The organism is Streptomyces sp. NPDC020379, from assembly GCF_044387105.1.
In the GTDB taxonomy this organism is placed as follows: Bacteria; Actinomycetota; Actinomycetes; order Streptomycetales; family Streptomycetaceae; genus Streptomyces.
On record NZ_JBIRVR010000016.1, the window covers coordinates 97,185 to 120,942 of the forward strand.

The 23,758-nt window shown below is 71.5% G+C and carries 19 protein-coding genes; 13 read left to right on the forward strand and 6 right to left on the reverse strand.

Annotated elements, in window-relative coordinates; genetic code table 11:
• Positions 1 to 129: 129 nt before the first annotated feature.
• Positions 130 to 804 carry a DUF1707 domain-containing protein gene (locus tag ACH427_RS21475; protein ID WP_398871370.1) on the reverse strand — a complete coding sequence of 225 codons (675 nt, stop codon included), beginning with the start codon at positions 802 to 804 and terminating at the stop codon, positions 130 to 132.
• Between the two features lie 146 nt (positions 805 to 950).
• Here ACH427_RS21475 and ACH427_RS21480 point away from each other — a divergent pair, with 146 nt between their 5' ends.
• Positions 951 to 2,621, forward strand: a complete 1,671-nt coding sequence (locus ACH427_RS21480) for a fumarate hydratase (RefSeq protein ID WP_398871372.1) — start codon at positions 951 to 953, stop codon at positions 2,619 to 2,621.
• A 209-nt stretch (positions 2,622 to 2,830) separates the two neighbouring features.
• Here the strand turns inward: ACH427_RS21480 and ACH427_RS21485 are convergent, their stop codons facing one another.
• Positions 2,831 to 4,348, reverse strand: a complete 1,518-nt coding sequence (locus ACH427_RS21485; RefSeq protein ID WP_398871374.1) for a ricin-type beta-trefoil lectin domain protein — start codon at positions 4,346 to 4,348, stop codon at positions 2,831 to 2,833.
• A 108-nt stretch (positions 4,349 to 4,456) separates the two neighbouring features.
• Here ACH427_RS21485 and ACH427_RS21490 point away from each other — a divergent pair, with 108 nt between their 5' ends.
• The 5 genes from ACH427_RS21490 to ACH427_RS21510 all read left to right on the forward strand — a co-directional run bounded on the left by ACH427_RS21490 (position 4,457) and on the right by ACH427_RS21510 (position 11,522).
• The gene (locus ACH427_RS21490; protein ID WP_398871376.1) at positions 4,457 to 5,851 is read left to right on the forward strand and encodes a class II fumarate hydratase; all 1,395 of its coding nucleotides are present in this window, start codon (positions 4,457 to 4,459) and stop codon (positions 5,849 to 5,851) included.
• Between the two features lie 124 nt (positions 5,852 to 5,975).
• Positions 5,976 to 6,656 carry a DUF402 domain-containing protein gene (locus ACH427_RS21495; RefSeq protein ID WP_398871378.1) on the forward strand — a complete coding sequence of 227 codons (681 nt, stop codon included), beginning with the start codon at positions 5,976 to 5,978 and terminating at the stop codon, positions 6,654 to 6,656.
• 100 nt (positions 6,657 to 6,756) lie between these two features.
• Complete coding sequence (locus tag ACH427_RS21500; RefSeq protein ID WP_398871380.1) at positions 6,757 to 7,467, forward strand: class I SAM-dependent DNA methyltransferase; 711 nt, start codon at positions 6,757 to 6,759, stop codon at positions 7,465 to 7,467.
• A gap of 59 nt (positions 7,468 to 7,526) precedes the next feature.
• On the forward strand, positions 7,527 to 9,875 hold the full coding sequence (locus ACH427_RS21505) for a SpoIIE family protein phosphatase (RefSeq protein WP_398871382.1): 2,349 nt from the start codon (positions 7,527 to 7,529) through the stop codon (positions 9,873 to 9,875).
• 183 nt (positions 9,876 to 10,058) lie between these two features.
• Positions 10,059 to 11,522 carry a catalase gene (locus ACH427_RS21510; protein ID WP_398871384.1) on the forward strand — a complete coding sequence of 488 codons (1,464 nt, stop codon included), beginning with the start codon at positions 10,059 to 10,061 and terminating at the stop codon, positions 11,520 to 11,522.
• A 69-nt stretch (positions 11,523 to 11,591) separates the two neighbouring features.
• Here ACH427_RS21510 and ACH427_RS21515 read toward each other — a convergent pair whose 3' ends face one another.
• A complete protein-coding gene (locus ACH427_RS21515; RefSeq protein WP_398871386.1) occupies positions 11,592 to 13,850 on the reverse strand; it encodes a transglycosylase domain-containing protein in 2,259 nt (752 codons plus the stop codon).
• Between the two features lie 240 nt (positions 13,851 to 14,090).
• On the opposite strand from ACH427_RS21515, the gene ACH427_RS21520 reads away from it, so the two are divergent.
• From ACH427_RS21520 to ACH427_RS21540, 5 genes are all read left to right on the forward strand, one after another.
• The gene (locus ACH427_RS21520; protein ID WP_398871388.1) at positions 14,091 to 15,050 is read left to right on the forward strand and encodes an SPFH domain-containing protein; all 960 of its coding nucleotides are present in this window, start codon (positions 14,091 to 14,093) and stop codon (positions 15,048 to 15,050) included.
• Positions 15,047 to 15,286, forward strand: a complete 240-nt coding sequence (locus ACH427_RS21525) for a hypothetical protein (RefSeq protein ID WP_398871390.1) — start codon at positions 15,047 to 15,049, stop codon at positions 15,284 to 15,286. Before ACH427_RS21520 ends, ACH427_RS21525 begins: the two co-directional genes overlap by 4 nt.
• A gap of 142 nt (positions 15,287 to 15,428) precedes the next feature.
• On the forward strand, positions 15,429 to 15,953 hold the full coding sequence (locus tag ACH427_RS21530) for a PadR family transcriptional regulator (RefSeq protein ID WP_398871392.1): 525 nt from the start codon (positions 15,429 to 15,431) through the stop codon (positions 15,951 to 15,953).
• Complete coding sequence (locus ACH427_RS21535) at positions 15,950 to 16,636, forward strand: ABC transporter ATP-binding protein (protein ID WP_398871394.1); 687 nt, start codon at positions 15,950 to 15,952, stop codon at positions 16,634 to 16,636. Before ACH427_RS21530 ends, ACH427_RS21535 begins: the two co-directional genes overlap by 4 nt.
• Positions 16,633 to 19,053 (forward strand): ABC transporter permease, encoded by a 2,421-nt coding sequence (locus tag ACH427_RS21540; protein WP_398871396.1) that lies wholly within the window; start codon positions 16,633 to 16,635, stop codon positions 19,051 to 19,053. Before ACH427_RS21535 ends, ACH427_RS21540 begins: the two co-directional genes overlap by 4 nt.
• A 50-nt stretch (positions 19,054 to 19,103) precedes the next feature.
• On the opposite strand, the gene ACH427_RS21545 is transcribed toward ACH427_RS21540, so the two are convergent.
• Positions 19,104 to 20,120, reverse strand: a complete 1,017-nt coding sequence (locus ACH427_RS21545) for a LysR substrate-binding domain-containing protein (protein ID WP_398871398.1) — start codon at positions 20,118 to 20,120, stop codon at positions 19,104 to 19,106.
• A 132-nt stretch (positions 20,121 to 20,252) separates the two neighbouring features.
• Between ACH427_RS21545 and ACH427_RS21550 the strand changes: the two genes are divergently transcribed.
• Together ACH427_RS21550 and ACH427_RS21555 are read left to right on the forward strand one after the other, a co-directional pair.
• Positions 20,253 to 20,807, forward strand: a complete 555-nt coding sequence (locus tag ACH427_RS21550; protein WP_116213654.1) for a peroxiredoxin — start codon at positions 20,253 to 20,255, stop codon at positions 20,805 to 20,807.
• Positions 20,808 to 20,813: 6 nt separating this feature from the next.
• A complete protein-coding gene (locus ACH427_RS21555; protein ID WP_398871400.1) occupies positions 20,814 to 21,347 on the forward strand; it encodes an alkyl hydroperoxide reductase in 534 nt (177 codons plus the stop codon).
• A 71-nt stretch (positions 21,348 to 21,418) separates the two neighbouring features.
• Here the strand turns inward: ACH427_RS21555 and ACH427_RS21560 are convergent, their stop codons facing one another.
• Entirely contained in the window at positions 21,419 to 22,861 is a 1,443-nt protein-coding gene (locus ACH427_RS21560; protein ID WP_398871402.1) for an AI-2E family transporter, read from the reverse strand.
• A 168-nt stretch (positions 22,862 to 23,029) separates the two neighbouring features.
• Positions 23,030 to 23,752: a transglycosylase SLT domain-containing protein gene (locus ACH427_RS21565; RefSeq protein WP_398871404.1), complete on the reverse strand. Its 723-nt coding sequence runs from the start codon at positions 23,750 to 23,752 to the stop codon at positions 23,030 to 23,032.
• Positions 23,753 to 23,758: the final 6 nt, after the last annotated feature.

The window sequence follows — 23,758 nt, forward strand, 5'->3', positions numbered from 1 at the left end:
CCTTTGCCCGCCTCCACTGCGCACGGCCATTCGCACCGGCAGCCGTACGAGAGACGATGCACCAAGCTTTACCCGCTGTGCGCGTGCTTATTCACACCGTTGCCATGAGCGGAACGCACTGGCCCGCGATCAGGCTCCCGCCCGGAGGTTCCGCAGCCGCTTGCCCTTCCTGGGCTTGGCCTCCACCCCGCCGAAGACGGCGAAGCCCATGACGGTCACGACCGGCGCGCTCTCGTCCGGTGCCTCGCTGGACTTGACCTCGAAACCGCCGAAGACGCCCGTGCCGGTGGAGCGCAGGGTGACGTTCTCCGGCACCTTGATCTCGATGCCGCCGAAGATCGCGGTGGCGTTGATGACGATCTCCTGCTGTTCGAAGACGGCCTCCGTCAGGTCGATCTCCACGCCGCCGAACAGGGCGAAGGCGTTGATCCGGCGGGGGACGCGCCAGCGGCCGTTGCGCGCGGCGCCGCCGAAGACCGCGATGAGATTCTCGGCGGCCTCGACGGCCGCACCGCCGGGGCGCACCGGTGCGTCGTACGGGCGCGTGGCCGCGGCGGGCGCGGGCCGGGAGGCGAGGGGGAGGTCGCGGGTCAGCGGCTCCAGCTCGCCGAGAGTGCGGGCCTGATAGACCGCGCCGATCCGCTCGGCGTGCTCCTCCGCCGTGATCCGGCCCTCGCCCAGCGCCTCGCGCAGGATGTCGGCCGTCCGGTCCCGGTCGGCGTCGGAGGCGCGGAGCGCCGTTTCGGCCGGAGCGGCCTTCTCCAACTGCACCGGGGGGCGCTTCTCGCGCGATGACTCGTCCACCCCGCCAGGGTAGCGAAACGCGATAGATCGCGACAGGGGCGATGGCCGGTGAGCCTTACCTCACAGCCGCGCGCCGGGCCCCGCGTTCTACGCTTGTGGATGCTGTCGCAGTAGCCAGCATGTCTGCCGAGTGAGGAATGGCCGCAATGCCAGAGTTTGCCTACACGGATCTCCTGCCCCTGGGTGAGGACAACACTCCGTACCGCCTGGTCACTTCGGAGGGCGTGAGCACCTTCGAGGCCGACGGCCGTACGTTCCTCAAGGTCGAGCCGGAGGCCCTGCGGAAGCTGGCCGCCGAGGCCATGCACGACATCTCGCACTACCTGCGCCCCGCGCACCTCGCGCAGCTGCGCCGCATCCTCGACGACCCCGAGGCGTCGGCCAACGACCGCTTCGTCGCCCTCGACCTGCTGAAGAACGCCAACATCGCCGCGGCCGGCGTGCTGCCGATGTGCCAGGACACCGGCACGGCGATCGTCATGGGCAAGCGCGGCCAGAACGTCCTCACCGAGGGCGGCGACGAGGCGGCGCTCTCGCACGGCATCTACGACGCCTACACCGAGCTCAACCTGCGCTACTCCCAGATGGCCCCGCTGACCATGTGGGACGAGAAGAACACCGGCTCCAACCTGCCCGCGCAGATCGAGCTGTACGCGACCGACGGCGGCGCGTACAAGTTCCTCTTCATGGCCAAGGGCGGCGGCTCGGCCAACAAGTCCTTCCTCTACCAGGAGACGAAGGCCGTCCTCAACGAGTCCTCCATGATGAAGTTCCTGGAGGAGAAGATCCGCTCCCTGGGCACCGCCGCCTGCCCGCCGTACCATCTGGCGATCGTCGTCGGCGGTACGAGCGCGGAGTACGCCCTGAAGACCGCGAAGTACGCCTCCGCGCACTACCTCGACGAGCTGCCCGAGGAGGGCTCCCCGCTCGGTCACGGCTTCCGTGACAAGGAGCTGGAGGAGAAGGTCTTCGAGCTGACGCAGAAGATCGGCATCGGCGCCCAGTTCGGCGGCAAGTACTTCTGCCACGACGTGCGCGTCGTCCGGCTGCCGCGGCACGGCGCGTCCTGCCCGGTCGCCATCGCCGTCTCCTGCTCCGCCGACCGCCAGGCCCTGGCCAAGATCACGCCGGAGGGCGTCTTCCTGGAGCAGCTGGAGACCGACCCGGCGCGCTTCCTGCCGGACACCACCGAGGAGGAGCTGACCGCGGGCGCCGGTCCCGACCTCGACGCGGTCGCCATCGACCTCGACCGGCCGATGGACGAGATCCTCGCCGAGCTGACCAAGCACCCCGTCAAGACCCGGCTGTCGCTGACCGGCACGCTCGTCGTCGCCCGCGACATCGCCCACGCGAAGATCAAGGAACTGCTGGACGCGGGCGAGGAGATGCCCGAGTACCTCAAGAACCACCCGGTCTACTACGCGGGCCCGGCCAAGACGCCGGAGGGCTACGCGTCCGGCTCCTTCGGCCCGACGACGGCCGGCCGGATGGACGCGTACGTCGAGCAGTTCCAGGCGGCGGGCGGCTCCAAGGTCATGCTCGCCAAGGGCAACCGCTCGAAGCAGGTCACCGACGCGTGTGCGGCCCATGGCGGCTTCTACCTCGGCTCGATCGGCGGCCCGGCGGCGCGGCTCGCGCAGGACTGCATCAAGAAGGTCGAGGTCCTGGAGTACGAGGAGCTCGGCATGGAGGCGGTCTGGCGGATCGAGGTCGAGGACTTCCCGGCGTTCATCGTCGTGGACGACAAGGGCAACGATTTCTTCGTGGACCCGGCGCCGACGCCGACGTTCACGAGCATTCCGGTGCGCCAGGGGTAGCGGTTTCGGGACGGCCGCGCGTCCGTTGCCGCCTGCGGCGGGCTTGTTCCCCCACCCGCCCCTTCCCGGCCGCATCGATGTGCGGCTCCGCCGCGTGGGGGCTCCGCCCCGGGCCCCGCAACACGCTTCGCGCGTTGTCCTCGGTGGCCGGACGGGCCGAGATCGGCCCGTCCGGCCACCGAGTCCCGCCGCAGGCGGCGGACCCGCGCCTACGCGAAGCGCTGCCGCGCCGACCCGTCGCACGCCGCCAGGCGCACCGGCTCCTTCGCCGCCGCCAGCGTCAGACACAGTTCAGGCGCGGCGGCGGGCCGGTACGTCGAGCCGTCGCGCACGAACCGCTGGTTGGTGCCGCCGTGGCAGTCCCACAGCGCGACCGCGGTCCCGGCCTTGTAGGCGCCCGCCGGCACGTCGACGCACCGGTCCTGGGAGAGCTCCGTGTGCAGGGACTGCCGCCGCGCGTCGTACCACCAGCCCTGGTTGCGGGCGCCGGAGCAGTCCCAGCCGCCGACCTCCGTGCCGTTGCGGCTGCTCGCCCCGTACGCGTCCACGCAGGAGCCCGTCGCCTCGTTCTTCAGCGGCTGGTACGCGTCGTCCCACGCGCCCTCGTACAGCACGGGCGACCCCGTGCTCGCCGGGTCCGCGCAGCCCGCCTCGCGGTAGCCGGAGGCGTAGAGCTGGCCGAGGCACGACGCGAAGGCGCCGTGGCCGCGGAAGTTGGGGTGGAAGGACTGGCGCACGGAATTGGCGTCCGGCGGGAAGGGGTTGGCCACGTCGATGTAGAGCCCGCGCGCCCAGGTGTTGTCCGAGCACACCTCGTGGCCGTGGAAGAGGCGCGAGTTGTCGAGGAAGAGCGCGCCGGTGTCCCGGGCCACCCGCCGCATGCCGCGCTCGAAGGCCGGCACGGCGGTGTCGCGGCCCCACGCCGCGTCGGAGGTGTAACCGACGCAGCCGCCCGGGATCTTGCCGGGGTAGTCCGGGTTGTCCTCGAAGTCGGGGCCGATGGGGCTGGGGTAGCCCATGACGACGAGCTTGTAGTCACCCGCGGCGTAGCCCGCGTTCGTCATCACGGTGCGCAGGTCCCGTACGGTCTGCTCGACCTTGGGCACCAGGCCGTCGACGCGGGCCTGCCAGCCGGGCGCGTACTTCGGCTCGCAGGTGCCCTGGAGCAGCAGATAGCGCTCGACACAGTCGGTCATCACGGGGCCGAACTGGAGGTCGTCGTTGGCGCCGGCGACCAGCAGGACCAGCTTGACGTGGGTGTTGCGCGCCTTGATCGCGAGGGCGTCGCTCTGCACCAGCTCGTCCGCGTACTGCTTGCTGCCGCCGATGCGGATGTTGGCGGTGGAGGCGCCGGAGCAGGCGACGTTGTAGGTCACGTCGGCGGGGATGGTGGTGCGGTGGATGGCGGAGTCGGGCGAGCGGTGGCACCAGTTGGTGGGCCCGTTGGTGCCCGGTTCGTAGTTCCCCACGCCCTCGCCGGATATCTCGCTGTCGCCGAGCGAGACCAGGGAGGTCTTGCGGTCGGCGAGCGGGCGCTCGGCGGCGTCGCCGTAGAGCTTCGCGGCCTCCGCGGCGCGGATCTTCTCCAGTTCCGGGGTCAGGGGGGTGGAGGCGGCCGTGCGGGTGGCGGCCTGGGCGGTGGGTCCGGTGGCGGCCATGCCGCCGAGCGCCGCGGCGAACGCGGCGACGGCGGCGAGGGCACAGCGCAGGGTGGGTCTGCGTGTCATGGAGCCTCCCCGATTTCAGTTGTTACCCGCGGTATTTACTAGGGGGGAGTGCCTCTTGGGAACAGGCCGGACCGGACAAACGCTGTGCCGTACAGGAGGTAAGTGACGATGACCGACAGTGAGCAGTACCGGACCGAGCACGACTCCATGGGGGAGGTACGGGTCCCGGCCCACGCGAAGTGGCGCGCGCAGACCCAGCGGGCGGTGGAGAACTTCCCCGTCAGCGGGCAGCGCCTGGAACGGGCGCACATCGAGGCGCTGGGCCGGATCAAGGCCGCCGCGGCCAGGGTCAACGCCGATCTGGGCGTGATCGGCAAGGACGTCGCGGAGGCCGTCGCCGAGGCCGCGGAGGAGGTGGCGCGCGGGCGCTGGGACGACCACTTCCCGATCGACGTCTTCCAGACCGGCTCGGGCACGTCCTCCAACATGAACGCCAACGAGGTCATCGCCACCCTGGCCACCGAGCGCCTCGGCCGGGACGTGCACCCGAACGACCACGTCAACGCCTCGCAGAGCTCCAACGACGTCTTCCCGTCGAGCATCCACATCGCGGCCACCGCGGCCGTCACGGGTGACCTGATCCCGGCGCTGGAGCACCTCGCGGCGGCGCTGGAGCGCAAGGCCGCCGAGTTCGCGGACGTCGTCAAGTCGGGGCGCACACACCTGATGGACGCCACGCCCGTCACCCTGGGCCAGGAGTTCGGCGGCTACGCGGCGCAGGTGCGCTACGGCGCCGAGCGGCTGCGCGCCTCGCTGCCGCGGCTGGCCGAACTCCCCCTGGGCGGCACGGCCGTGGGCACCGGCATCAACACCCCGGCGGGCTTCGCCGGCGCCGTCATCGCCGAGGTCGCGCGGACGACCGGGCTGCCGCTGACCGAGGCCCGCGACCACTTCGAGGCGCAGGGGGCGCGGGACGGCCTGGTGGAGACCAGCGGTCAGCTGCGCACGATCGCGGTCGGCCTCACCAAGATCTGCAACGACCTGCGCTGGATGGCCTCCGGCCCGCGCACCGGCCTCTCCGAGATCAGTGTCCCCGACCTCCAGCCGGGCTCGTCGATCATGCCGGGGAAGGTCAATCCGGTGATCCCCGAGGCGGTCCTGATGGTGGCCGCCCAGGTCATCGGCAACGACGCGACCGTTGCCACGGCGGGCGCGGCCGGGAACTTCGAGCTCAACGTGATGCTCCCGGTCATGGCGAAGAACCTGCTGGAGTCCGTGCGCCTGCTGGCGAACGCGTCCCGGCTGCTGGCGGACCGCACGGTCGACGGCATCACCGCGAACGCGGAGCGGGCCCGGGAGTACGCGGAGTCCTCGCCGTCCGTCGTCACGCCGCTGAACCGCTACATCGGCTACGAGGAGGCGGCGAAGGTCGCGAAGAAGTCGCTCGCCGAGCGGAAGACGATCCGGGACGTGGTGCTCGAATCGGGCTATGTCGAGCGGGGGTTGCTGACGCGCGAGCAGCTGGACGAGGCGCTGGACGTCCTGCGGATGACGCGGCCGTAGTTCCGCGCGCGGGCTGTCGCCGGCGGCCCGCGGACGCGCCCCGCGTCAACCCCCGCCTCCTGGACCGTACCTATTGCGGCGCACATCACGGCGCACCCGAGGCCACCCCGCCTAGGATCTGCGCATGACAGCGGACACCGTGGACACGACAGCAGGCAGCGCCCCCTGGGCGCCGGGGGACCACATCCTCTGGCGCTACCGGGGCAACGGCACCGACCGTGTCCACATCTGCCGTCCCGTCACCGTCGTGCAGGACACCGACGAGCTCCTCGCGGTGTGGATGGCACCGGGCACCGACTGCGTCAAGCCGCTCCTCGCGGACGGCACCGCCATCCACGAGGAGCCGCTGGACACCCGCTACACCAAGCCGCGTACCACCGTCGTCTCCCGCTGGTTCGGCACCGGCGTGCTCAAGCTGGCCCGGCCCGGCGAGCCCTGGTCGGTCTGGCTGTTCTGGGACGCCGGCTGGGGCTTCAAGAACTGGTATGTGAACCTCGAGGAGCCGCTCGCGCGCTGGGCGGGCGGCGTCGACTCCGAGGACCACTTCCTGGACATCGCCGTCTATCCGGACCGCAGTTGGGAGTGGAAGGACGAGGACGAGTTCGGCCAGGCGCAGCGCGCGGGCCTGATGTCCGCCGGGCAGGCGGCGCGGGTGCGGGAGGCCGGGCGGGCCGCGGTCGCGGTCATCGAGTCCTGGGGGGCGCCGTTCGCCGGGGGCTGGGAGAACTGGCGGCCCGACCCCTCCTGGACCGTGCCGGCGCTGCCCGCCGACTGGGACCGCTCCCCGGCCGGGATCCGGGCGTAACCTCGGGAAGCGCTTGGCGGGCCCCCGACGGACAACCGTAGGATCGGCCTCCGCGATACTGCACAGCAGCACGGCGCGAACAGAACACGGCATGTGACGCATGTTCACAACAAGACGGTCACAGGAGGGCGGAGCCGTGAGCGGTGACGAGGGGCGGGAGTACGACGGCTACGCCCGCTTAGGGCTGGACCGCAGCGGTCAGGCCGAGGCGTTCGACGCGATAGGCGACCGCTACGACGAGGCCTTCCCGCACAAGGAGGGCCAGCTCGCCGCGGGTGCCTGGCTGGCGGAGACGCTGCCGCCCGGCTCCCGGATCCTGGACCTGGGCTGCGGTACGGGCCTGCCGACGGCCCGGCAGCTTGACGAGGCCGGTCACCGGGTGGTCGGCGTCGACCTCTCCCCCGGCATGCTGGACCTGGCCCGCGCCAACGTCCCCGGGGCCGAGTTCCTCCGGCTCGACCTGGCCGAGCTGCGGGACGGGCGGCTGGGGCCGTTCGACGGGGTCGCCGCCTTCTTCTCGTTGCTGATGCTGCCGCGCGCGGAGATCCCGCACGCCCTGCGGATGGTGCGCGGACTGCTGAGACCCGGGGGGCTGCTGGCCCTGTCGATGGTCGAGGCCGACGTGGACGACTTCGCGATTCCGTTCCTGGGGAACACGATCCGGGTATCCGGATACCTGCGGGACGAATTGCGCCAGGTCGTGTGCGAGGCGGGCTTCGACGTCGCCGGGGAAAGCACGTTGGCGTACGCCCCGGCGAGTACGGATGTACCACCAGAGATCCAGCTCTTCTTCAATCTGCGACGCGCCTGACCCACGGTGCGCCCCCTGAACGACCCGGGCGTACGGCCCCGACGGATGGAACCCCACGCGTGACGGAGCATCCCAACTCCCACGGAAGACAGCGGACCGCGCCGACGCGGCAGGCTGCCGTCCAGCAGACGGCCGCCCCCGCGCCGGGCACGGCCGCGCTCGGCTCCGAGGCCGCCGCGGCCGCCGCCCGCCTGCCGCGCCAGCCGGACGGCCGCTCGGACGGCCCGCGCGACCGCGGCCGTTCGCAGGCTCGTCCGGAACCCGGCGATCCGCCCACCGGCCGGGCCGGCGCTTCCGCCGGGCACGACGGCTCCGCCGACCGCGCCACGGGCGGCCCGGACCACCGGGGTCCGGATTCCGCCGGGCCCGGCGGCCCGGACCGGGCGGCCCCCCGCCGGGACGGCCAGGACGACTCCGGCCGTGCCGGGGACCGGCCGGTGACGCACGACGCCCCGGCCGACGGCGGCGCGGGTCCCCGGACCCGGCCCGAGGTCCCGGCCGGCGCCGAGGACGGCGCCCCTGATCCCTCCGGCGGCGGCAGGGCCCGGCCCGAACCGGGCGCGGACGCCCGGGGAGCGTCCGGTGGCTCCGAGCCGGCCGGCGGCGCGCGCGGCGGGCCCGGGGCGCCTGACACCGGGCGGCGCGCGCCGGAGGCGCCCGGCGGGGCGGGCATGCCCTCCGCCGGGGCCACCGGCGGGGAGCGGCTGCGGTTCGTGGGCGCCGCGACCCGGCGGATCGCGCGCGGCATCGACCTGGACGAGATCGTGCTGGGTCTGTGCCGGGCCACCGTGCCGACCTTCGCCGACGCGATCCTCGTCTATCTGCGCGACCCGCTGCCCGTGGGCGACGAGCGGCCCGTGGGCCCCGTCGTCCTGCGGCTGCGCCGCACCGACCAGCTGCCGGAGCACGTGCGCGGCCTGGGCGAGACGGGCGGGGCCGACGCCCCGGTGGACCGCTCCGACCCGGCCACCGATCTCGCGGCGGTCGCGGCGGAGCGCTGCGAGGTGCGCATAGGAGGGCCGCTCGCGGAGGTGCTGCGAGGGGTCCGGCCCGTCTACGGCGACTCCCCCGCCGCGCGGGCGGCGCTCCCGGAGCTGCTGGGCGAGGACCGCGCCGTGCCGGACCGGCAGCGCACGATCCTCGCGCCGCTGCGGGGCCGGCGGCGGGTGATCGGCGCGGCGGTCTTCATCCGGCGCGCGGACCGGCCCGCCTTCGAGGGCGACGACCTGCTGGTGGCGGCGCAGCTCGCCACCCACACCGCCCTGGGCGTGGACAAGGCCGTGCTCTACGGCCGCGAGGTGTACATCGCGGACGAGCTCCAGCGCACCATGCTCCCGGACTCGCTGCCGCAGCCGACGGGCGTGCGGCTCGCCAGCCGCTATCTCCCGGCGGCGGAGACGGCACGGGTGGGAGGTGACTGGTACGACGCCATCCCGCTGCCGGGCAACCGCGTGGCGCTGGTCGTCGGTGATGTCATGGGCCACTCGATGACCTCCGCCGCGATCATGGGCCAGCTGCGGACCACCGCGCAGACCCTCGCGGGCCTGGACCTGCCCCCGGCCGAGGTGCTGCACCACCTGGACGAGCAGGCGCAGCGGCTCGGTTCGGACCGCATGGCGACCTGTCTGTACGCGGTCTACGACCCGGTCGCGCACCGCATCGTCATCGCCAACGCCGGGCACCCGCCGCCGATCATGCTGCACCGCGGCGGGCGCGCGGAGGTGCTGCGCGTGCCGCCGGGCGCGCCCATCGGCGTGGGCGGGGTCGACTTCGAGGCGGTGGAGCTGGACGCGCCGGCCGGGGCGACGCTGCTGCTGTACACCGACGGGCTGGTGGAGTCCCGGATAAGGGATGTGTGGACCGGCATAGAGCAGCTGCGGGAGCGGCTGATCGAGACGGCCCGGCTGACGGGCCCGAACCCGCCCCCGCTGGAGCCCCTGTGCGACGAGGTGCTGGGCATGCTGGGCCCGGGCGACCGGGACGACGACATCGCCCTGCTCGCCGCCCGCTTCGAGGGGATCGCGCCGAGCGACGTGGCGTACTGGTTCCTCGACCCGCGCCCGCAGACGGCCCGCCAGGCCCGCAGGCTGGCCCGGCGCGCGCTGGCCCGGTGGGGCCTGGACGAGCTCAGCGACGCGGTGGAGCTGCTGGTCAGCGAGGTGATCACCAATGCCGTGCGGTACGCCGAACGGCCCATATCGCTGCGGTTGCTCCGGACGGACGTGCTGCGCTGCGAGGTCGGTGACGATGTGCCGCAGCTGCCGCGGCTGCGGCAGGCGCGGCCCTCGGACGAGGGCGGCCGGGGTCTGTATCTGGTGAACAGGCTGGCCAGGCGGTGGGGCGCCACCCGGCTCAGCACGGGGAAGGTGGTGTGGTTCGAGATGGCGCTGCCGGCGCACGCCCGCTGAGGCCGCCGCGCACGCGCCGGGGGCCCCGGGCCTTCGTACGGCCGTTTCCTCCACCCGGGCGACGTGGAATTCTGGACAGTGTCCAGGCTCCTGTTGCCGACGCGCTGTCGGCGGAGTTCACTGGCTCGGGTGGAGGGCGGCACGGGCGCGCCCTCACCCCATCCCCGTTCCGGGAGGCGTCCCATGACCGACTCGGCGCAGCAGGTTCCGTACACCACGAACAACGTCGGCATTCCCGTGGAGAGCGACGAGCATTCGCTCACCATCGGCGATACCGGCCCCATCCTGCTCCAGGATCACTATCTGATCGAGAAGATGGCCCAGTTCAACCGCGAACGGGTTCCGGAGCGCGTGGTCCACGCCAAGGGCGGCGGCGCCTATGGGTTCTTCGAAGTCACCAATGACGTCAGCCAGTTCACCAAGGCCGATCTCTTCCAGCCCGGCAAGCGCTGCGAGATGCTGGCCCGCTTCTCGACGGTCGCCGGAGAGCAGGGCAGCCCGGACACCTGGCGTGACCCGCGGGGTTTCGCCCTGAAGTTCTACACCGAGCACGGCAACTACGACATGGTGGGCAACAACACCCCGGTCTTCTTCGTCCGTGACCCGCAGAAGTTCCAGGACTTCATCCGCAGCCAGAAGCGCCATCCGCGGACCGGCCTGCGGAACAACGACATGCAGTGGGACTTCTGGACGCTGTCCCCGGAGTCCGCGCACATGGTCACTTGGCTGATGGGCGACCGCGGCGTGCCGAAGACGTGGCGCCATATGAACGGCTACAGCTCGCACACCTATATGTGGGTGAACGGCGGTGGCGAGAAGTTCTGGGTGAAGTACCACGTCAAGACCGACCAGGGCATCGAATTCCTCACCCAGGAGGAGGCGGACCAGCTGGCGGGTTCCGACGCGGACAAGCACCGCCGGGATCTGTACGAGGCGATCGAGTCGGGCGATGCCCCGTCGTGGACCGTGTATGTCCAGGTGATGCCCTTCGCGGACGCCGCGGACTACCGCTTCAATCCCTTCGACCTCACCAAGGTCTGGCCGCACGGCGACTATCCGCTGATCGAGGTCGGCCGGATGACGCTGAACAAGAATCCCGAGGACTTCTTCGTCCACATCGAGCAGGCGGCCTTCGAGCCGTCCAGTCTGGTGCCGGGAATCGGCCCGTCGCCGGACAAGATGCTGCTGGGCCGGCTGTTCTCGTACCCGGACACCCACCGCTACCGCATCGGTCCGAACTATTCCCAGCTGCCGCCCAACCGGGCGCGCTCGGCCGTGAATTCCTATGCGAAGGACGGGCCGATGCGTTACGAGCCGGCGAATGTGGCCCGGCCGTACGCGCCGAATTCCTACGGCGGTCCGGCCGCGGACACCGGCCGCTTCGGTGAGATCGCGGGCTGGGCGGCGGCGGGCGAGATGGTGCGTGAGGCGTACAAGCTGCACCGCGAGGACGACGACTGGGGCCAGCCGGGGACGATGGTCCGCCAGGTCCTCGACGACGCCGCGCGCGACCGGCTGGTCGCCAATGTCTCCGGCCACCTCAAGCAGGGCGTGAGCAGGCCCGTGCTGGACCGCGCCTTCCAGTACTGGCGCAACATCGACAAGAACGTCGGCGACCGGATCGCCACCGCGGTCAACGGCGGCTGACCGGCCCCGCACCACGCGTCCGGCCGCCGTCCCGCTGGTGCGGGGCGGCGGCCGGACGGGCGTACGGGGTCAGTCGCGGTTGTTGAACGGCGGGTCCACGCCGTCACCGCCCGTGGGCGGCGTCGGCGGCGTGGGCGGCGTCGGCTTGGTCGTCGGCGGCGTGGGCGGCGTGGGCTTGGTCGTCGGCGGCTTGGGGTCGTGCGACGGGGTGTTCCGCGAGGCGCTCGGCGACGGCGGCGTGGACGGGCCGGTCGACGGGGTCGACGAGGGCTTGCCGGACGGCGGCGCGGAGGGCTTCGTGGACACCGTCGGGGCGGGCGGCGGGGGCACCGCGCCGGCCTCGTCCGTCTTCAGGTCGAACTCGGTGTCGCCGTCGGCGACCTTCCCGGTGTACGCGGCCCAGATCTCGGCGGGGTAGCCACCACCGTTGACACGGCCGCCGTCGACACCGCCGGTGCCGGTCAGCGGGACCTGCTTGCCGCCGGGGCCCTCGCCGAACATGCCGACCGAGGTGATGAGGTCCGGGGTGTAGCCGGAGAACCAGGCCGACTTGTTGTCGTCAGAGGTGCCGGTCTTGCCCGCCACCGCGTACTCCGAGCTCTGCACGACGCTGGCCGTACCGTCGTTGACCACGCCCTTGAGGACCTGGGTGACGTCGTCGGCGTCCACGCGGTCGATGATCTGCGGGCCGATCGCGTCCGGCAGGGCGACCTTCTCACCGTTGCGGGAGAGGGAGGCGACGATGCTCGGGGTGGTCTGCTTGCCGTGGTTGGCGAGCGTGGCGTAGACGCCGGCCATGTGCAGCGGGCTCGCGCTCATGGAGCCGAGCGACATGGCGGGCTTCTCCTCGAAGCCGCCGGCCTCGCCGTTCATGCCGAGGGCCACGGCGGTCTTCTTGACCTTGTCGAGGCCGACGTCGACGGCCATCTGCGCGAACGCGGAGTTGATGGACTTGTTCATCGACTCCTGGACCGTCACCGGGCCGTAGCTCTGGTGGTCCTCGTTCTGCGGCGCGAAGGGCGTGTCACTGTTCTTGACGGGGCGTTCGCTGGTGCCGTCGTAGATCGTGCTCGCCGTGATCGGCTGGCCGTCCTGCGTCTTGGACTTGTTGTCCAGCGCGGAGGCGAAGATCACCGGCTTGAAGGTGGAGGCCGGCTGGTAGTCCTCGCGGGTGGCGTTGCTGATCTGGTGCTTCTCGAAGTCCTGGCCGCCGTACAGGGCCACGACCTTGCCGGTCTTGCGGTCCACCGACACGGCGCCCACCTGGGCGTACGCGTCGACCTTGCGGGCCTGCGGGTCGAGCTTGGAGGTGACCTTGTCCTTGACCGCCTGCTCCAGGGCCTTCTGGCGGTTGGGGTCGATGCTGAGGGTGATGGTCCAGCCGCCGGCCGCGAGCGCGCCCTCGCCGCGTCCGCTCTTGCGGAAGGCGTGCTCGATCTCGCTCTTGGCCGCCTCGACGAGATAGCCGTTCTGCCCGGTCAGGCCCTTGGGGGGCTTGGGCTGCTTCGGCACCTCGAACTGCATGGTCCTGCGCTTGTCCGGGTCGAGCCACTTCTTCTCGACCATCTTGTCGAGGACGTAGTTCCAGCGCGCCTTGGCGTTGGCCTTGCCCGCGTCGGTGGCCGCCGACCAGTCGTACTGGCTCGGGGCCTGGAGCAGCGCCGCGAGGTAGGCGCCCTCCTCGACGGTGATGTCCTTGACGTCCTTGTCGAAGTACGCGCGGGACGCGGCCTGGATGCCGTAGGCGTTGCGGCCGTAGTAGCTGGTGTTCAGATACCCGGCGAGGATCTCCTTCTTGTCGAACTTCTGCTGCACCTTGAGCGAGATGATCAGCTCCTTCACCTTGCGGGTGACGGTCTGCTCCTGGCTCAGGTACGAGTTCTTGACGTACTGCTGGGTGATGGTCGAGCCACCCTGCTTGCCGCGGCCCATCAGGGTGTTGAAGATGCCGCGCGCGGTGCCCTTGATGTCGACGCCGGGGTCGGTCCAGAAGTCCTTGTTCTCGGCGGCGACGACGGCGTGCTGGACGCCCTCGGGGATCTTGTCCAGCGTGACCGTGTCACGGTTGACCTGTCCCGTACGGGCCAGCACCGTGCCGTTGTCGAGCTTGTAGACGTTGCTCTGCAGCTGGGTCTCCAGCTTGCCGGTGGGCACATCGACGTACATGTAGAGCGCCACGAAGGCGCCGGCGCCGAGGGCTATGAGCCCCACGAAGTAGGCGAGCAGCTTCTTCCAGGTGAAGAAGCGGCGTATGCCGGACTTCTTGGGCTTCTTGCCCTTTGCTGTGCGGGTGCTCTTCTGCGCCCGTCGCGCTTCCGCTCGGCCCATCTCTCCCGTAGCTCCACTCTGTCCGCCCCCAACCCAGCTCACGAAGCTAACACCGCAACTGTCACCAAACGCCCATCGATCAAGGCTTCGCGGCACGTGACATACAGCACCCCGGGTGGCGGGAACCGGGTACGGCGCAGTGCGGAAAACGGTACAGGGCGATAATGTGCTATCACTTTGCTAGACACCCAACGACGTGCGGCCGACCACCGCGCGACGCCGAGGAAACGGGGAACCTCCATGCAGGACACCGCCATCACCGCCACGGAGACCGCACCGCCGACGGAGCCGCCGGTCATGCCGGCGGCTCGGGTGCGGGAGTTCCCCGCCCGCGACATCGGCGGCGGGACGGCCCTGCTGCTGGGGCTCGCCGGCCTGCTCATAGCCGCCGGACTCATCGCCCTGGCGGTGCTTTTCGGCCACGACGGCAAGAGCGCGCTGTGCGCCGCACTCGTCGTGGCGGGCATCCTCGCCGGCATCGCCTCGCTCACGGCCATGAGCGGGCTCAACACCGTGGCCCCGGGCCAGGCGCGCGTCGTCCAGCTCTTCGGCCGCTACCGCGGCACGATCCGCACCGAGGGCCTGCGCTGGGTCAACCCCTTCACCAGCCGCGACGTGGTCTCCACCCGCGTGCGCAACCACGAGACCGCCGTCATGAAGGTCAACGACGCCTACGGCAACCCGATCGAGCTGGCCGCGGTCGTGGTGTGGCGGGTCGAGGACACCGCCCAGGCGATGTTCGAGGTGGAGGACTTCCAGGAGTTCGTCGCCACGCAGACCGAGGCGGCCGTCCGGCACATCGCCATCGAGTACCCCTATGACGCGCACGACGACGACGCGCTGTCGCTGCGCGGCAACGCCGAGGAGATCACCGAGAAGCTCGCGGTCGAGCTGCACGCGCGCGTCGAGGCGGCCGGCGTGCAGATCATCGAGTCGCGCTTCACCCACCTCGCGTACGCGCCGGAGATCGCCTCTGCCATGCTCCAGCGACAGCAGGCGGGGGCGGTCGTGGCCGCCCGGAAGCTGATCGTGGAAGGCGCGGTCGGCATGGTCGAGGAGGCGCTGTCGCGAATCAGCGAACAGGGCTTCGTGGAGCTGGACGAGGAGCGGAAGGCGGCCATGGTGAGCAATCTGATGGTGGTGCTGTGCGGTGACCGCGCCGCCCAGCCGGTTCTGAACACGGGCACCCTCTACCAGTGACGGAGGACCACCCCCCACAGCAGCGGGGGCCGCGGCAGCGCAAGCAGGTGCTGCTGCGGCTCGACCCGCTCGTGCACGACGCCCTGACGCGCTGGGCGGGCGACGAGCTCCGCAGCGCCAACGCGCAGATCGAGTTCCTGCTGCGCAAGGCGCTGGCCGACGCGGGCCGGCTCCCCCAGGGCACGGGGCCGGTCCCGCGCCGCGGCCGTCCGCGCAAGGACCCGGAGACGGATTAGAAGACCCCGAGGCGGGCCGGTCCACAGCTGAACCCGGTGGTGGACCGGCCCGCCTCGGCATGCGCCGACCACCGAAAGGATCGAGCCACCTGTTCACCCCCTGTATACATCGAGCGTATACACCCGGTGTACAGTCCTCCGCATGTCAATCGGACACACCTTGCTCGCCCTCCTCGAAGCCGGCCCGAGCCACGGCTACGACCTCAAGCGCGCCTTCGACGAACGCTTCGGCCACGACCGCCCGCTCCACTACGGCCAGGTCTACTCGACGATGTCGCGGCTGCTGAAGAACGGCCTCGTCGAGGTGGACGGCATAGAGCAGGGCGGCGGCCCGGACCGCAAGCGCTACGCCATCACCGACGCCGGGGTCACGGACGTCGAGCAGTGGCTCGTCCAGCCCGAGAAGCCCGAGCCGTATCTCCAGTCGACGCTCTACACCAAGGTGGTCGTCGCCCTGCTGACCGGACGCGACGCGGACGGCCTGCTGGACGCCCAGCGCGCGGAGCACCTGCGGCTGATGCGCGAGCTCACCCGGCGCAAGAGCTCGGGCGATCTCGCCGACCAGCTCATCTGCGACCACGCGCTCTTCCATCTGGAGGCCGATCTGCGGTGGCTGGAACTCACCGCCGCCCGGCTCGACCAGCTCGCCAAGGCGGTGGGCGCGTGACCCCCTCGGGCTCCCTGCTCGCCGCCACCGGACTGCACAAGGCGTACGGGCCCACGCCCGCGCTCGCCGGGGCCGATTTCTCCGTCCACCCCGGCGAGGTCGTCGCCGTGATGGGCCCCTCGGGCTCGGGCAAGTCGACGCTGCTGCACTGCCTCGCGGGCATCGTGCGGCCCGACTCCGGCACCGTCCGCTACGGCGCGCGCGAGCTGTCGGAGCTGTCGGACAGCGAGCGCAGCGCGCTGCGCCGGAGCGAGTTCGGCTTCGTCTTCCAGTTCGGGCAGCTGGTGCCGGAGCTGACCTGCTCCGAGAACGTCGCCCTGCCGCTCCGGCTCAACGGCATGAAGCGCAAGCAGGCCGAGGCCGTCGCCCTGGAGTGGCTGGAGCGGCTGGAGGTCACCGAGGTCGGCGGCAAGCGGCCCGGTGAGGTCTCCGGCGGTCAGGGGCAGCGGGTCGCCGTCGCCCGCGCGCTGGTCACCAGGCCGCGCGTGATCTTCGCCGACGAGCCGACCGGCGCCCTCGACTCCTTCAACGGCGAGCGCGTGATGCAGCTGCTGACGCGGGCCGCCCGGGAGACGCGGGCCGCGGTCGTCCTGGTCACGCACGAGGCGCGGGTCGCCGCGTACTCCGACCGCGAGATCGTCGTGCGGGACGGCGTCGCGCGGGACATGGCGGGTGTCTCATGACCCGCACGCACGACGAGCGCCCCGGCCACGGCCCCGCCGACAGGCCGACCGGCCCCACCGGGCTCACCGCCTGGGCCCGCGACCTGGCCACCGGCGCCCGCTTCGCGCTGACCGGCGGCCGCGAGGGCTGGCTGCGCACCGGGCTCACGGCGGTGGGCGTCGGCATCGGCGTGGTCCTGCTGCTGATCGCGGCCTCCGTGCCGGAGATGCTGTCCCAGCGTGACGAGCGTCAGGCCGCACGCGACGTCACCTCCTCGACCGCCGGCGGACCGCGGGCCGACACCCTTCTCTATCAGTCGGTCGGCACCGACTACCGCGACAAGCCCGTGAGCGGCGCGCTGCTGCGGGCCGAGGGCCCGAAGGCACCCGCCCCGCCCGGCGTGGACCGGATACCCGGCGCGGGCGAGATGGTGGTCTCCCCCGCGCTCGACAGACTGCTGAAGTCCGACGAGGGAAAGCTGCTGCGCGAGCGGTTCCGTTACCGCGCCGTGGGCACCATCGGCGATGCGGGACTCATCGGCCCCAGCGAGCTCTTCTTTTACATCGGCAGCGACCACCTCAGCACGGACAACCCCGCCGTGCGCTACGGCCAGGGCGAACGCGTCCTGCGCGTCAACCGCTACGGCTCCGACCAGGACGACCCCCCGCTGAGCCCGGCGCTCCTGCTGCTGGTCGTCATGGTGTGTGTCGTGCTGCTGCTGCCGGTGGCCGTCTTCATCGCCACCGCCGTGCGCTTCGGCGGCGACCACCGCGACCGCCGGCTGGCCGCGCTGCGGCTGGTGGGCGCGGACATCAAGGCCGTACGGCGGATCGCGGCCGGCGAGGCGCTGTGTGCCGCGCTGATCGGACTGGCCGTCGGCACGGGGCTGTTCCTCTCCGCCCGGCGGTTCGCCTCCGGGATCACGATCCAGGACACCAGCGTCTTCCCCGCCGACCTGGCCCCGGCGCCCGCTCCGGCGGCGCTCGTCGCCGTCGCCGTGCCCGCCCTGGCCGTCGTGACCACCCTGCTCGCGCTGCGCGGCGTCGCCATCGAGCCGCTGGGCATCGTGCGGAACGCCGTCGCCCGGCGCCGCAGGCTGTGGTGGCGGCTGCTGCTCCCGGCCGTGGGCCTCGTCCTGCTCGTACCGCTCTCCGGCAGCGTCTCGCTGTACGGCTACGGCGGTACGGTCCCGACGGTGCGGGTCGCCGTGGGCGCCGTCCTGGTGCTGGTCGGTGTGACCGCCCTGCTGCCCTGGCTGGTCGAGGCGTGCGTGGCCCGGCTGCGCGGCGGGCCGCTGCCCTGGCAGCTGGCCGTCCGGCGGCTCCAGTTGAGCGGCGGCTCCGCGGCCCGCGCGGTCAGCGGCATCACCGTCGCCGTGGCGGGCGCGATCGCGGTGCAGATGCTCTTCGCCGGGACGCAGAACGACTACGTCGGCAAGCCCGACGAGGTCCCGGCGACGCATTCGCGGATACAGGCCATGTACCGCACGGGGACGGCCGCGGAGGTACGCGGCTGGCAGGAGCGGCTGCGGGCGACCGAGGGGGTCACCGGGGCGGTCGCCACGGTCGAGAGCTACGCCGACGCGCACGGCGGAGAAGGGCGCGGCGGGGTCGCGACCGTCCGGGTCGCCGACTGCGCCACGCTGCGCGAGCTGGCACGGCTGGACTCCTGCGCGGACGGGGACGTCTTCGTCGCCCAGGAGCCGGACGGTGACGTCCCCACGGCGCGGAACTTCCCGCCCGGCACCCCGCTGGAGATGGCGCGGTGGGACTCCTCGGGCGGCTCCGAGAAGGCGTACCGGTGGACCGTGCCCGCCTCGGCGCGCGTGGTGGCGACCCGCCCGGACCCGACCGGTGAGCACCGGTTCGGCGTGCTGGCCACGCCTTCGGCGATCGACGTGCGCGCCATGCCGGAGGGCAGGACGGTGGCGTCGGTGAAGTTCCGTCAGGGCGACCTGGACGCCATCGAGCGGGTGCGCAACACCGCCGCCGGCATCGACCCGGCCGTGCGCGTATGGCGGATGGGCGGGGTGGTGAAGGACGACCACTACGCCGCGATCCAGCGGGGGCTGCTGGTCGGCGGCACCCTCACGCTGTTCCTCATCGGCGGCAGCATGCTCGTCACCACCCTGGAGCAACTCCGCGAGCGCAGCCGCCTGTTGTCCGCGCTGGTGGCGCTGGGCACCCGGCGCTCCACGATCGGCTGGTCGGTGCTCTGGCAGACCGCCGTCCCGGTCGTACTCGGCATGATCCTGGCGGTCGCCGGCGGCCTCGGGCTCGGCTGGACGATGCTCAGGCTGATCGACCGCCGGGTGAAGGACTGGCTGTCCTTCCTGCCACTGGTGGGCGCCGGCACGGCGGTCATCCTCCTGGTGACCCTCCTGAGCCTGCCACCCCTGTGGCGCATGATGCGCACGAATGGATTGCGCACGGAATAAATGCGGACCGGGCTGGAGGCCGAACGCGGCCTATCCAGCCCGGTTTTCGCTCAGTCCCGGGAAATCCGCACGGGCAGTTCGGCGAGCGCCTCCCGCAGCGCCTCGGCGAACTGCTCGAACTCACCCTGCCGCGCCGCCCCCGCCCGCATCGCGAGCGCCACCTTGCGCGAAGGCGCCGGTTCCGCGAAGTAGCCCGTGGCGAGCTGGTCGTTGCGGCTGGTCTCCACGCGCAGCGCCGTACGCGGCAGCAGTGTGACGCCCAGGCCGCCGCCCACGAGCTGGACCAGGGTGGACAGCCCGGCGGCGCTGGTGGTGACGGGCATCCCCACCGTGCGCCCCGCCTCGCGGCAGATGTCGAGGGCCTGGTCGCGCAAACAGTGGCCCTCGTCGAGCAGCAGGAGATCGAGTTCGCGCAGCGAGGCCCGCGGGATGTCCCCCCGCCCGGCCAGCCAGTGGTCACTCGGAGTCACCAGGACGAAGTCCTCGTCGAAGAGCGGCAGCTCGACCACCCCGGGCACGCCGAGCGGGACGGCGAGCAGCAGCAGATCCAGCCGCCCCTGGGACAGCCCGTCCAGCAGCGAGGAGGTCTGCTCCTCGTGCACCTGGAGATCGAGGTCCGGATAGCGGTCGTGGACCAGCCGGAGCACCGTCGGCAGCAGATACGGCGCCACCGTGGGGATCACCCCGAGGCGGAGCACTCCGGTGAAGGGCGCGCGGGCCGCGTCGGCCTCCTCCAGGAGCGCGCCGACGGCGTCGAGGACGGCGCGGGCGCGCACGGCGAGGCGCTCCCCCGCGGGACTGAGCAGCACCTTTCTCGTCGTACGCTCGAGAAGCTGCACATCGAGGACCTCCTCCAGGGCCGAGACGGCACCGGAGAGCGCGGGCTGGCTCATGCCGATGGCGGTCGCCGCGTCGCGGAAGTGCAGGTGCTCGGCGACCGCGACGAAGGCGCGGAGCTGGGCGAGGCTGGGCTGGCGGGGGCGGGACGGTGCGGCCTTCCCGGCACCGGCCCGCGGGGTCGCCGCGGGGGTACCGGCGGGCTCCGCCTCCGGGCTTATGGACGACATGACTGATAACCACCTCCGATCAACTTCACTCAGTCTAGCTATTTCCGTTATCAATGCCTCCTGTGGCAGGGTGGCCTGAGTCCAACCCCGCAGGAAGCGCCACCATGGTCTTCCTCGATGCAAGGAGAGCGCGTGCTCACTGTCGGTGACCAGTTCCCCCAGTACGACCTGACCGCCTGTGTGGACCTCGACGCGGACAAGGCGTTCGCGCAGATCGACAACAAGTCCTACGAGGGCAAGTGGCGCGTCGTCTTCTTCTGGCCGAAGGACTTCACCTTCGTCTGCCCGACCGAGATCGCCGCGTTCGGCAAGCTGAACGACGAGTTCGCCGACCGTGACGCCCAGATCCTCGGCGTCTCCGGCGACTCCGAGTTCGTCCACCACGCCTGGCGCAAGGACCACGCCGACCTGCGTGACCTGCCCTTCCCGATGCTGGCCGACGCCAAGCACGAGCTCATGCAGGCCTGTGGCGTCGAGGGCGAGGACGGCTACGCCCAGCGCGCCGTCTTCATCGTGGACCCGAACAACGAGATCCAGTTCACCATGGTGACCGCCGGTTCCGTCGGCCGTAACCCCAAGGAGGTCCTGCGGGTCCTCGACGCGCTGCAGACCGACGAGCTGTGCCCGTGCAACTGGAACAAGGGCGAGACGACCCTCGACCCGGTCGCGCTGCTCGCGGGCGAGTGACCTGACATGGCCCTCGACGAGCTGAAGTCCCGGATACCGGACTTCGCCAAGGACCTGAAGCTGAACCTCGGCTCGGTCATCGGCAACTCCCCGCTCCCGCAGCAGCAGCTGTGGGGCACCGTCCTCGCCTGCGCGATCGCGAGCCGCTCGCCGATCGTGCTGCGGGAACTGGAGCCGGAGGCCAAGGCCAACCTCTCCGCCGAGGCGTACGGCGCGGCCAAGTCGGCCGCCGCCATCATGGCGATGAACAACGTCTACTACCGCACCCGGCACCTGCTGTCGGACCCGGAGTACGGCAACCTGCGCGCGGGCCTGCGGATGAACGTCATCGGCAACCCGGGCGTGGAGAAGGTCGACTTCGAGCTGTGGTCGCTGGCCGTCTCCGCGATCAACGGCTGCGGCATGTGCCTCGACTCGCACGAGCAGGTGCTCCGCAAGGCCGGCGTGGACCGCGAGACGATCCAGGAGGCGTTCAAGATCGCTTCCGTTCTCCAGGCGGTCGGCGCGACGCTCGACTCCGAGGCGGTCCTGGCCGGGTAACCGGTCCGCCGCACGGCAACACGAAGAGGGCCCCACCAGGCATTCGCCTGGTGGGGCCCTCTTCGTCGTCATCAGCCGCGGTGCACCGGATCCGGTGCGGGTGCGCGGTCCGGGCCGGCGGATGCCACCGCCCCGACGGCGTTCTCCCTGGCGTGCGCCCGCAGATAGCCCACCACCGTGTTGGTGACGGCGGCCAGCGGCACCGCGACCACCGCGCCGCCGATGCCGGCTATCAGCGAGCCCGCGGCCACGGAGAGGACGACCGCGAGCGGGTGGACCCGTACGGCGCGGCCGAGGATGAACGGCTGGAGGACATGGCCCTCGATCTGCTGCACCGAGAGCACCACCACCAGCACCATCGTCGCTGTGAAGACATCCCGCGTCACCAGCGCCACGATCACCGCGAGCGCGCCGGAGACCACGGCGCCGACGAGCGGGATGAAGGCGAAGAGGAAGATGAAGACGGCCAGCGGGACGGCCAGCGGGACATCGAGGAAGAACAGCCCCACGCCGATGAAGATCGCGTCGATCAGGGCCACTATCACCGTGCCGCGCACATAGGCGGTCAGCGTCGCCCACGCGCGCGGACCGGCGCCCGCCACTCCCTCGCGCGCCGCCGCCGGGAACAGCTTGAGCAGCCACTGCCAGATCTTGGGGCCGTCGTAGAGCAGGAAGAGCGTGCTGAACATCGCCAGCAGGATGCCGGTCAGCACCTCGATGATGACCTGCACACCCTCTATGCCGGCCGTGGTGATGTCCTTGGTGTTGCTGCCGATCGCCTGACTGAGGTTGTCGGCGATGCTGTTGATCTGGTCCTCGGTGACGTGGAACGGACTGTTCAGCAGCCAGTGCTTGAAGTCCTTGATGCCCTGCTGCACCTGCTTGGACAGGTCGTCGATGTTCTCGGTGACCTGCCAGACCACGAACCAGCCGACCAGGCCCATGATGACGAAGCCGGCGATGAAGGTCATCGCGGTGGCCAGGCCCCGGGGCACGCCGTGCCGCTTGAGCCAGGCGACCGTGGGCTGGAGCAGCGCCGTGATCAGCAGGGCGGCGGTGAAGGCGAGCACCACCAGCTGCACGGAGCTGATCACCCGCATCAGCACCCACAGCGTCCCGGCGAGGATGAGCAGCCGCCAGGCCACCTCGGCGGCGACCCGCACGCCCCAGGGCACGGCGGCGACGGGGTCGGGGCGCGCCGCGACGGCCGGGGCATAGCCGGGCGGCGCCGGGACGTGCTCCGGCGCGGGCTCGGCCCCGCCCGGCTCCGCGCCCGCGGACTCGGGGGCCCCGGCTCGGACGGACGCGGCGGCCCGTGCCGACTCGGGGGCCCCGGTCCGCGCGGACTCCGGAGCCGGTTCGGGTGCGGCGGCGGGCACGGGGACCGGCGAGGGCTCGGCGGCGGAGGCCGGCGTGTCCTCCTGCTGCGCCTGCGCCCTCCGGCGTTCGAGCAGCTCGGCGAGCCGGGTCAGCCCCGTCCCCATGCCGCCGATCATTTTCGGCAATCTCGACATTTCTCTTCCTCTACCCCACTCCCCGCGGCCATCAAGACGACGTTACCCGGGCCCGCTGTCAGCACGTCCGCCAGCCGTCCCCGGGGGAAGACACACAAAGCCCCCGACCGGTTGAGGTCGGGGGCTGAGTGAGACGTGGAAGTCACCGGCGCACCGGCGGGCCGGAGCCTAGTACCACTGGTTGGCCTGCCAGAACGACCAGGCGCCGCAGGGGCTGCCGTAGCGCTCGTTCATATAGCCGAGGCCCCACTTGATCTGGGTGGCCGGGTTGGTCTGCCAGTCGGCACCGGCGGACGCCATCTTGGAACCGGGCAGCGACTGCACCAGGCCGTAGGCGCCGGAGGAGGCGTTGGTGGCGGTGTAGTCCCAGCCGCTCTCGTTGTTCACGATGTTGCTGAAGCACTGGAACTGGTCGCCGGGGATCATCTGCCGGGCCATCGCCTGGACCTCGGCGGTGGAGTAGGATCCCTTGACCGCGAAGGACGAGGCGTCGCGGGAGGCGGAGCGGCTGCTGACCGCGTCCTTGTCCTCGCGCTCCTTGGCGTCCTTGGCCGCCTTCTCTTCCGCTTCCTTCTTGGCCGCGGCGTCCGCGGCCTCCTTCTTGGCGGTGGCGTCGTCGGCGGCCTGCTTGCGCGCGGTCTCCTCGGCGTCCTTCTTCGCGACCGTGTCGGCGGCGTCGGACTGGGTGTCCGCCTGCTGCGTCAGGAAGGACGCCTGCTGCTGGACGTTCTGTCCGGCGGGGATGTCCGCGAGGAGGGTCGTGTCCGCCGCGGTGGCCTCGACCTGGCCTGTGCCATGGTCGCTGCCCGACGCGACACCTACGACGGCGCCAACGGTGGTGACCGCGGTGGCGGATGCCACGGCGAACCCCCGGACCGAGATCCGGCTCACACGGTT

Coding starts and splice junctions, on each gene's coding strand:
- ACH427_RS21480 (WP_398871372.1), top strand. CDS start 951: ATGCCAGAGTTTGCCTACACGGATCTCCTGCCCCTGGGTGAGGACAAC.
- ACH427_RS21485 (WP_398871374.1), bottom strand. CDS start 4,348: ATGACACGCAGACCCACCCTGCGCTGTGCCCTCGCCGCCGTCGCCGCG.
- ACH427_RS21490 (WP_398871376.1), top strand. CDS start 4,457: ATGACCGACAGTGAGCAGTACCGGACCGAGCACGACTCCATGGGGGAG.
- ACH427_RS21495 (WP_398871378.1), top strand. CDS start 5,976: ATGACAGCGGACACCGTGGACACGACAGCAGGCAGCGCCCCCTGGGCG.
- ACH427_RS21500 (WP_398871380.1), top strand. CDS start 6,757: ATGTTCACAACAAGACGGTCACAGGAGGGCGGAGCCGTGAGCGGTGAC.
- ACH427_RS21510 (WP_398871384.1), top strand. CDS start 10,059: ATGACCGACTCGGCGCAGCAGGTTCCGTACACCACGAACAACGTCGGC.
- ACH427_RS21515 (WP_398871386.1), bottom strand. CDS start 13,850: ATGGGCCGAGCGGAAGCGCGACGGGCGCAGAAGAGCACCCGCACAGCA.
- ACH427_RS21520 (WP_398871388.1), top strand. CDS start 14,091: ATGCAGGACACCGCCATCACCGCCACGGAGACCGCACCGCCGACGGAG.
- ACH427_RS21530 (WP_398871392.1), top strand. CDS start 15,429: ATGTCAATCGGACACACCTTGCTCGCCCTCCTCGAAGCCGGCCCGAGC.
- ACH427_RS21540 (WP_398871396.1), top strand. CDS start 16,633: ATGACCCGCACGCACGACGAGCGCCCCGGCCACGGCCCCGCCGACAGG.
- ACH427_RS21545 (WP_398871398.1), bottom strand. CDS start 20,120: ATGTCGTCCATAAGCCCGGAGGCGGAGCCCGCCGGTACCCCCGCGGCG.
- ACH427_RS21555 (WP_398871400.1), top strand. CDS start 20,814: ATGGCCCTCGACGAGCTGAAGTCCCGGATACCGGACTTCGCCAAGGAC.
- ACH427_RS21560 (WP_398871402.1), bottom strand. CDS start 22,861: ATGTCGAGATTGCCGAAAATGATCGGCGGCATGGGGACGGGGCTGACC.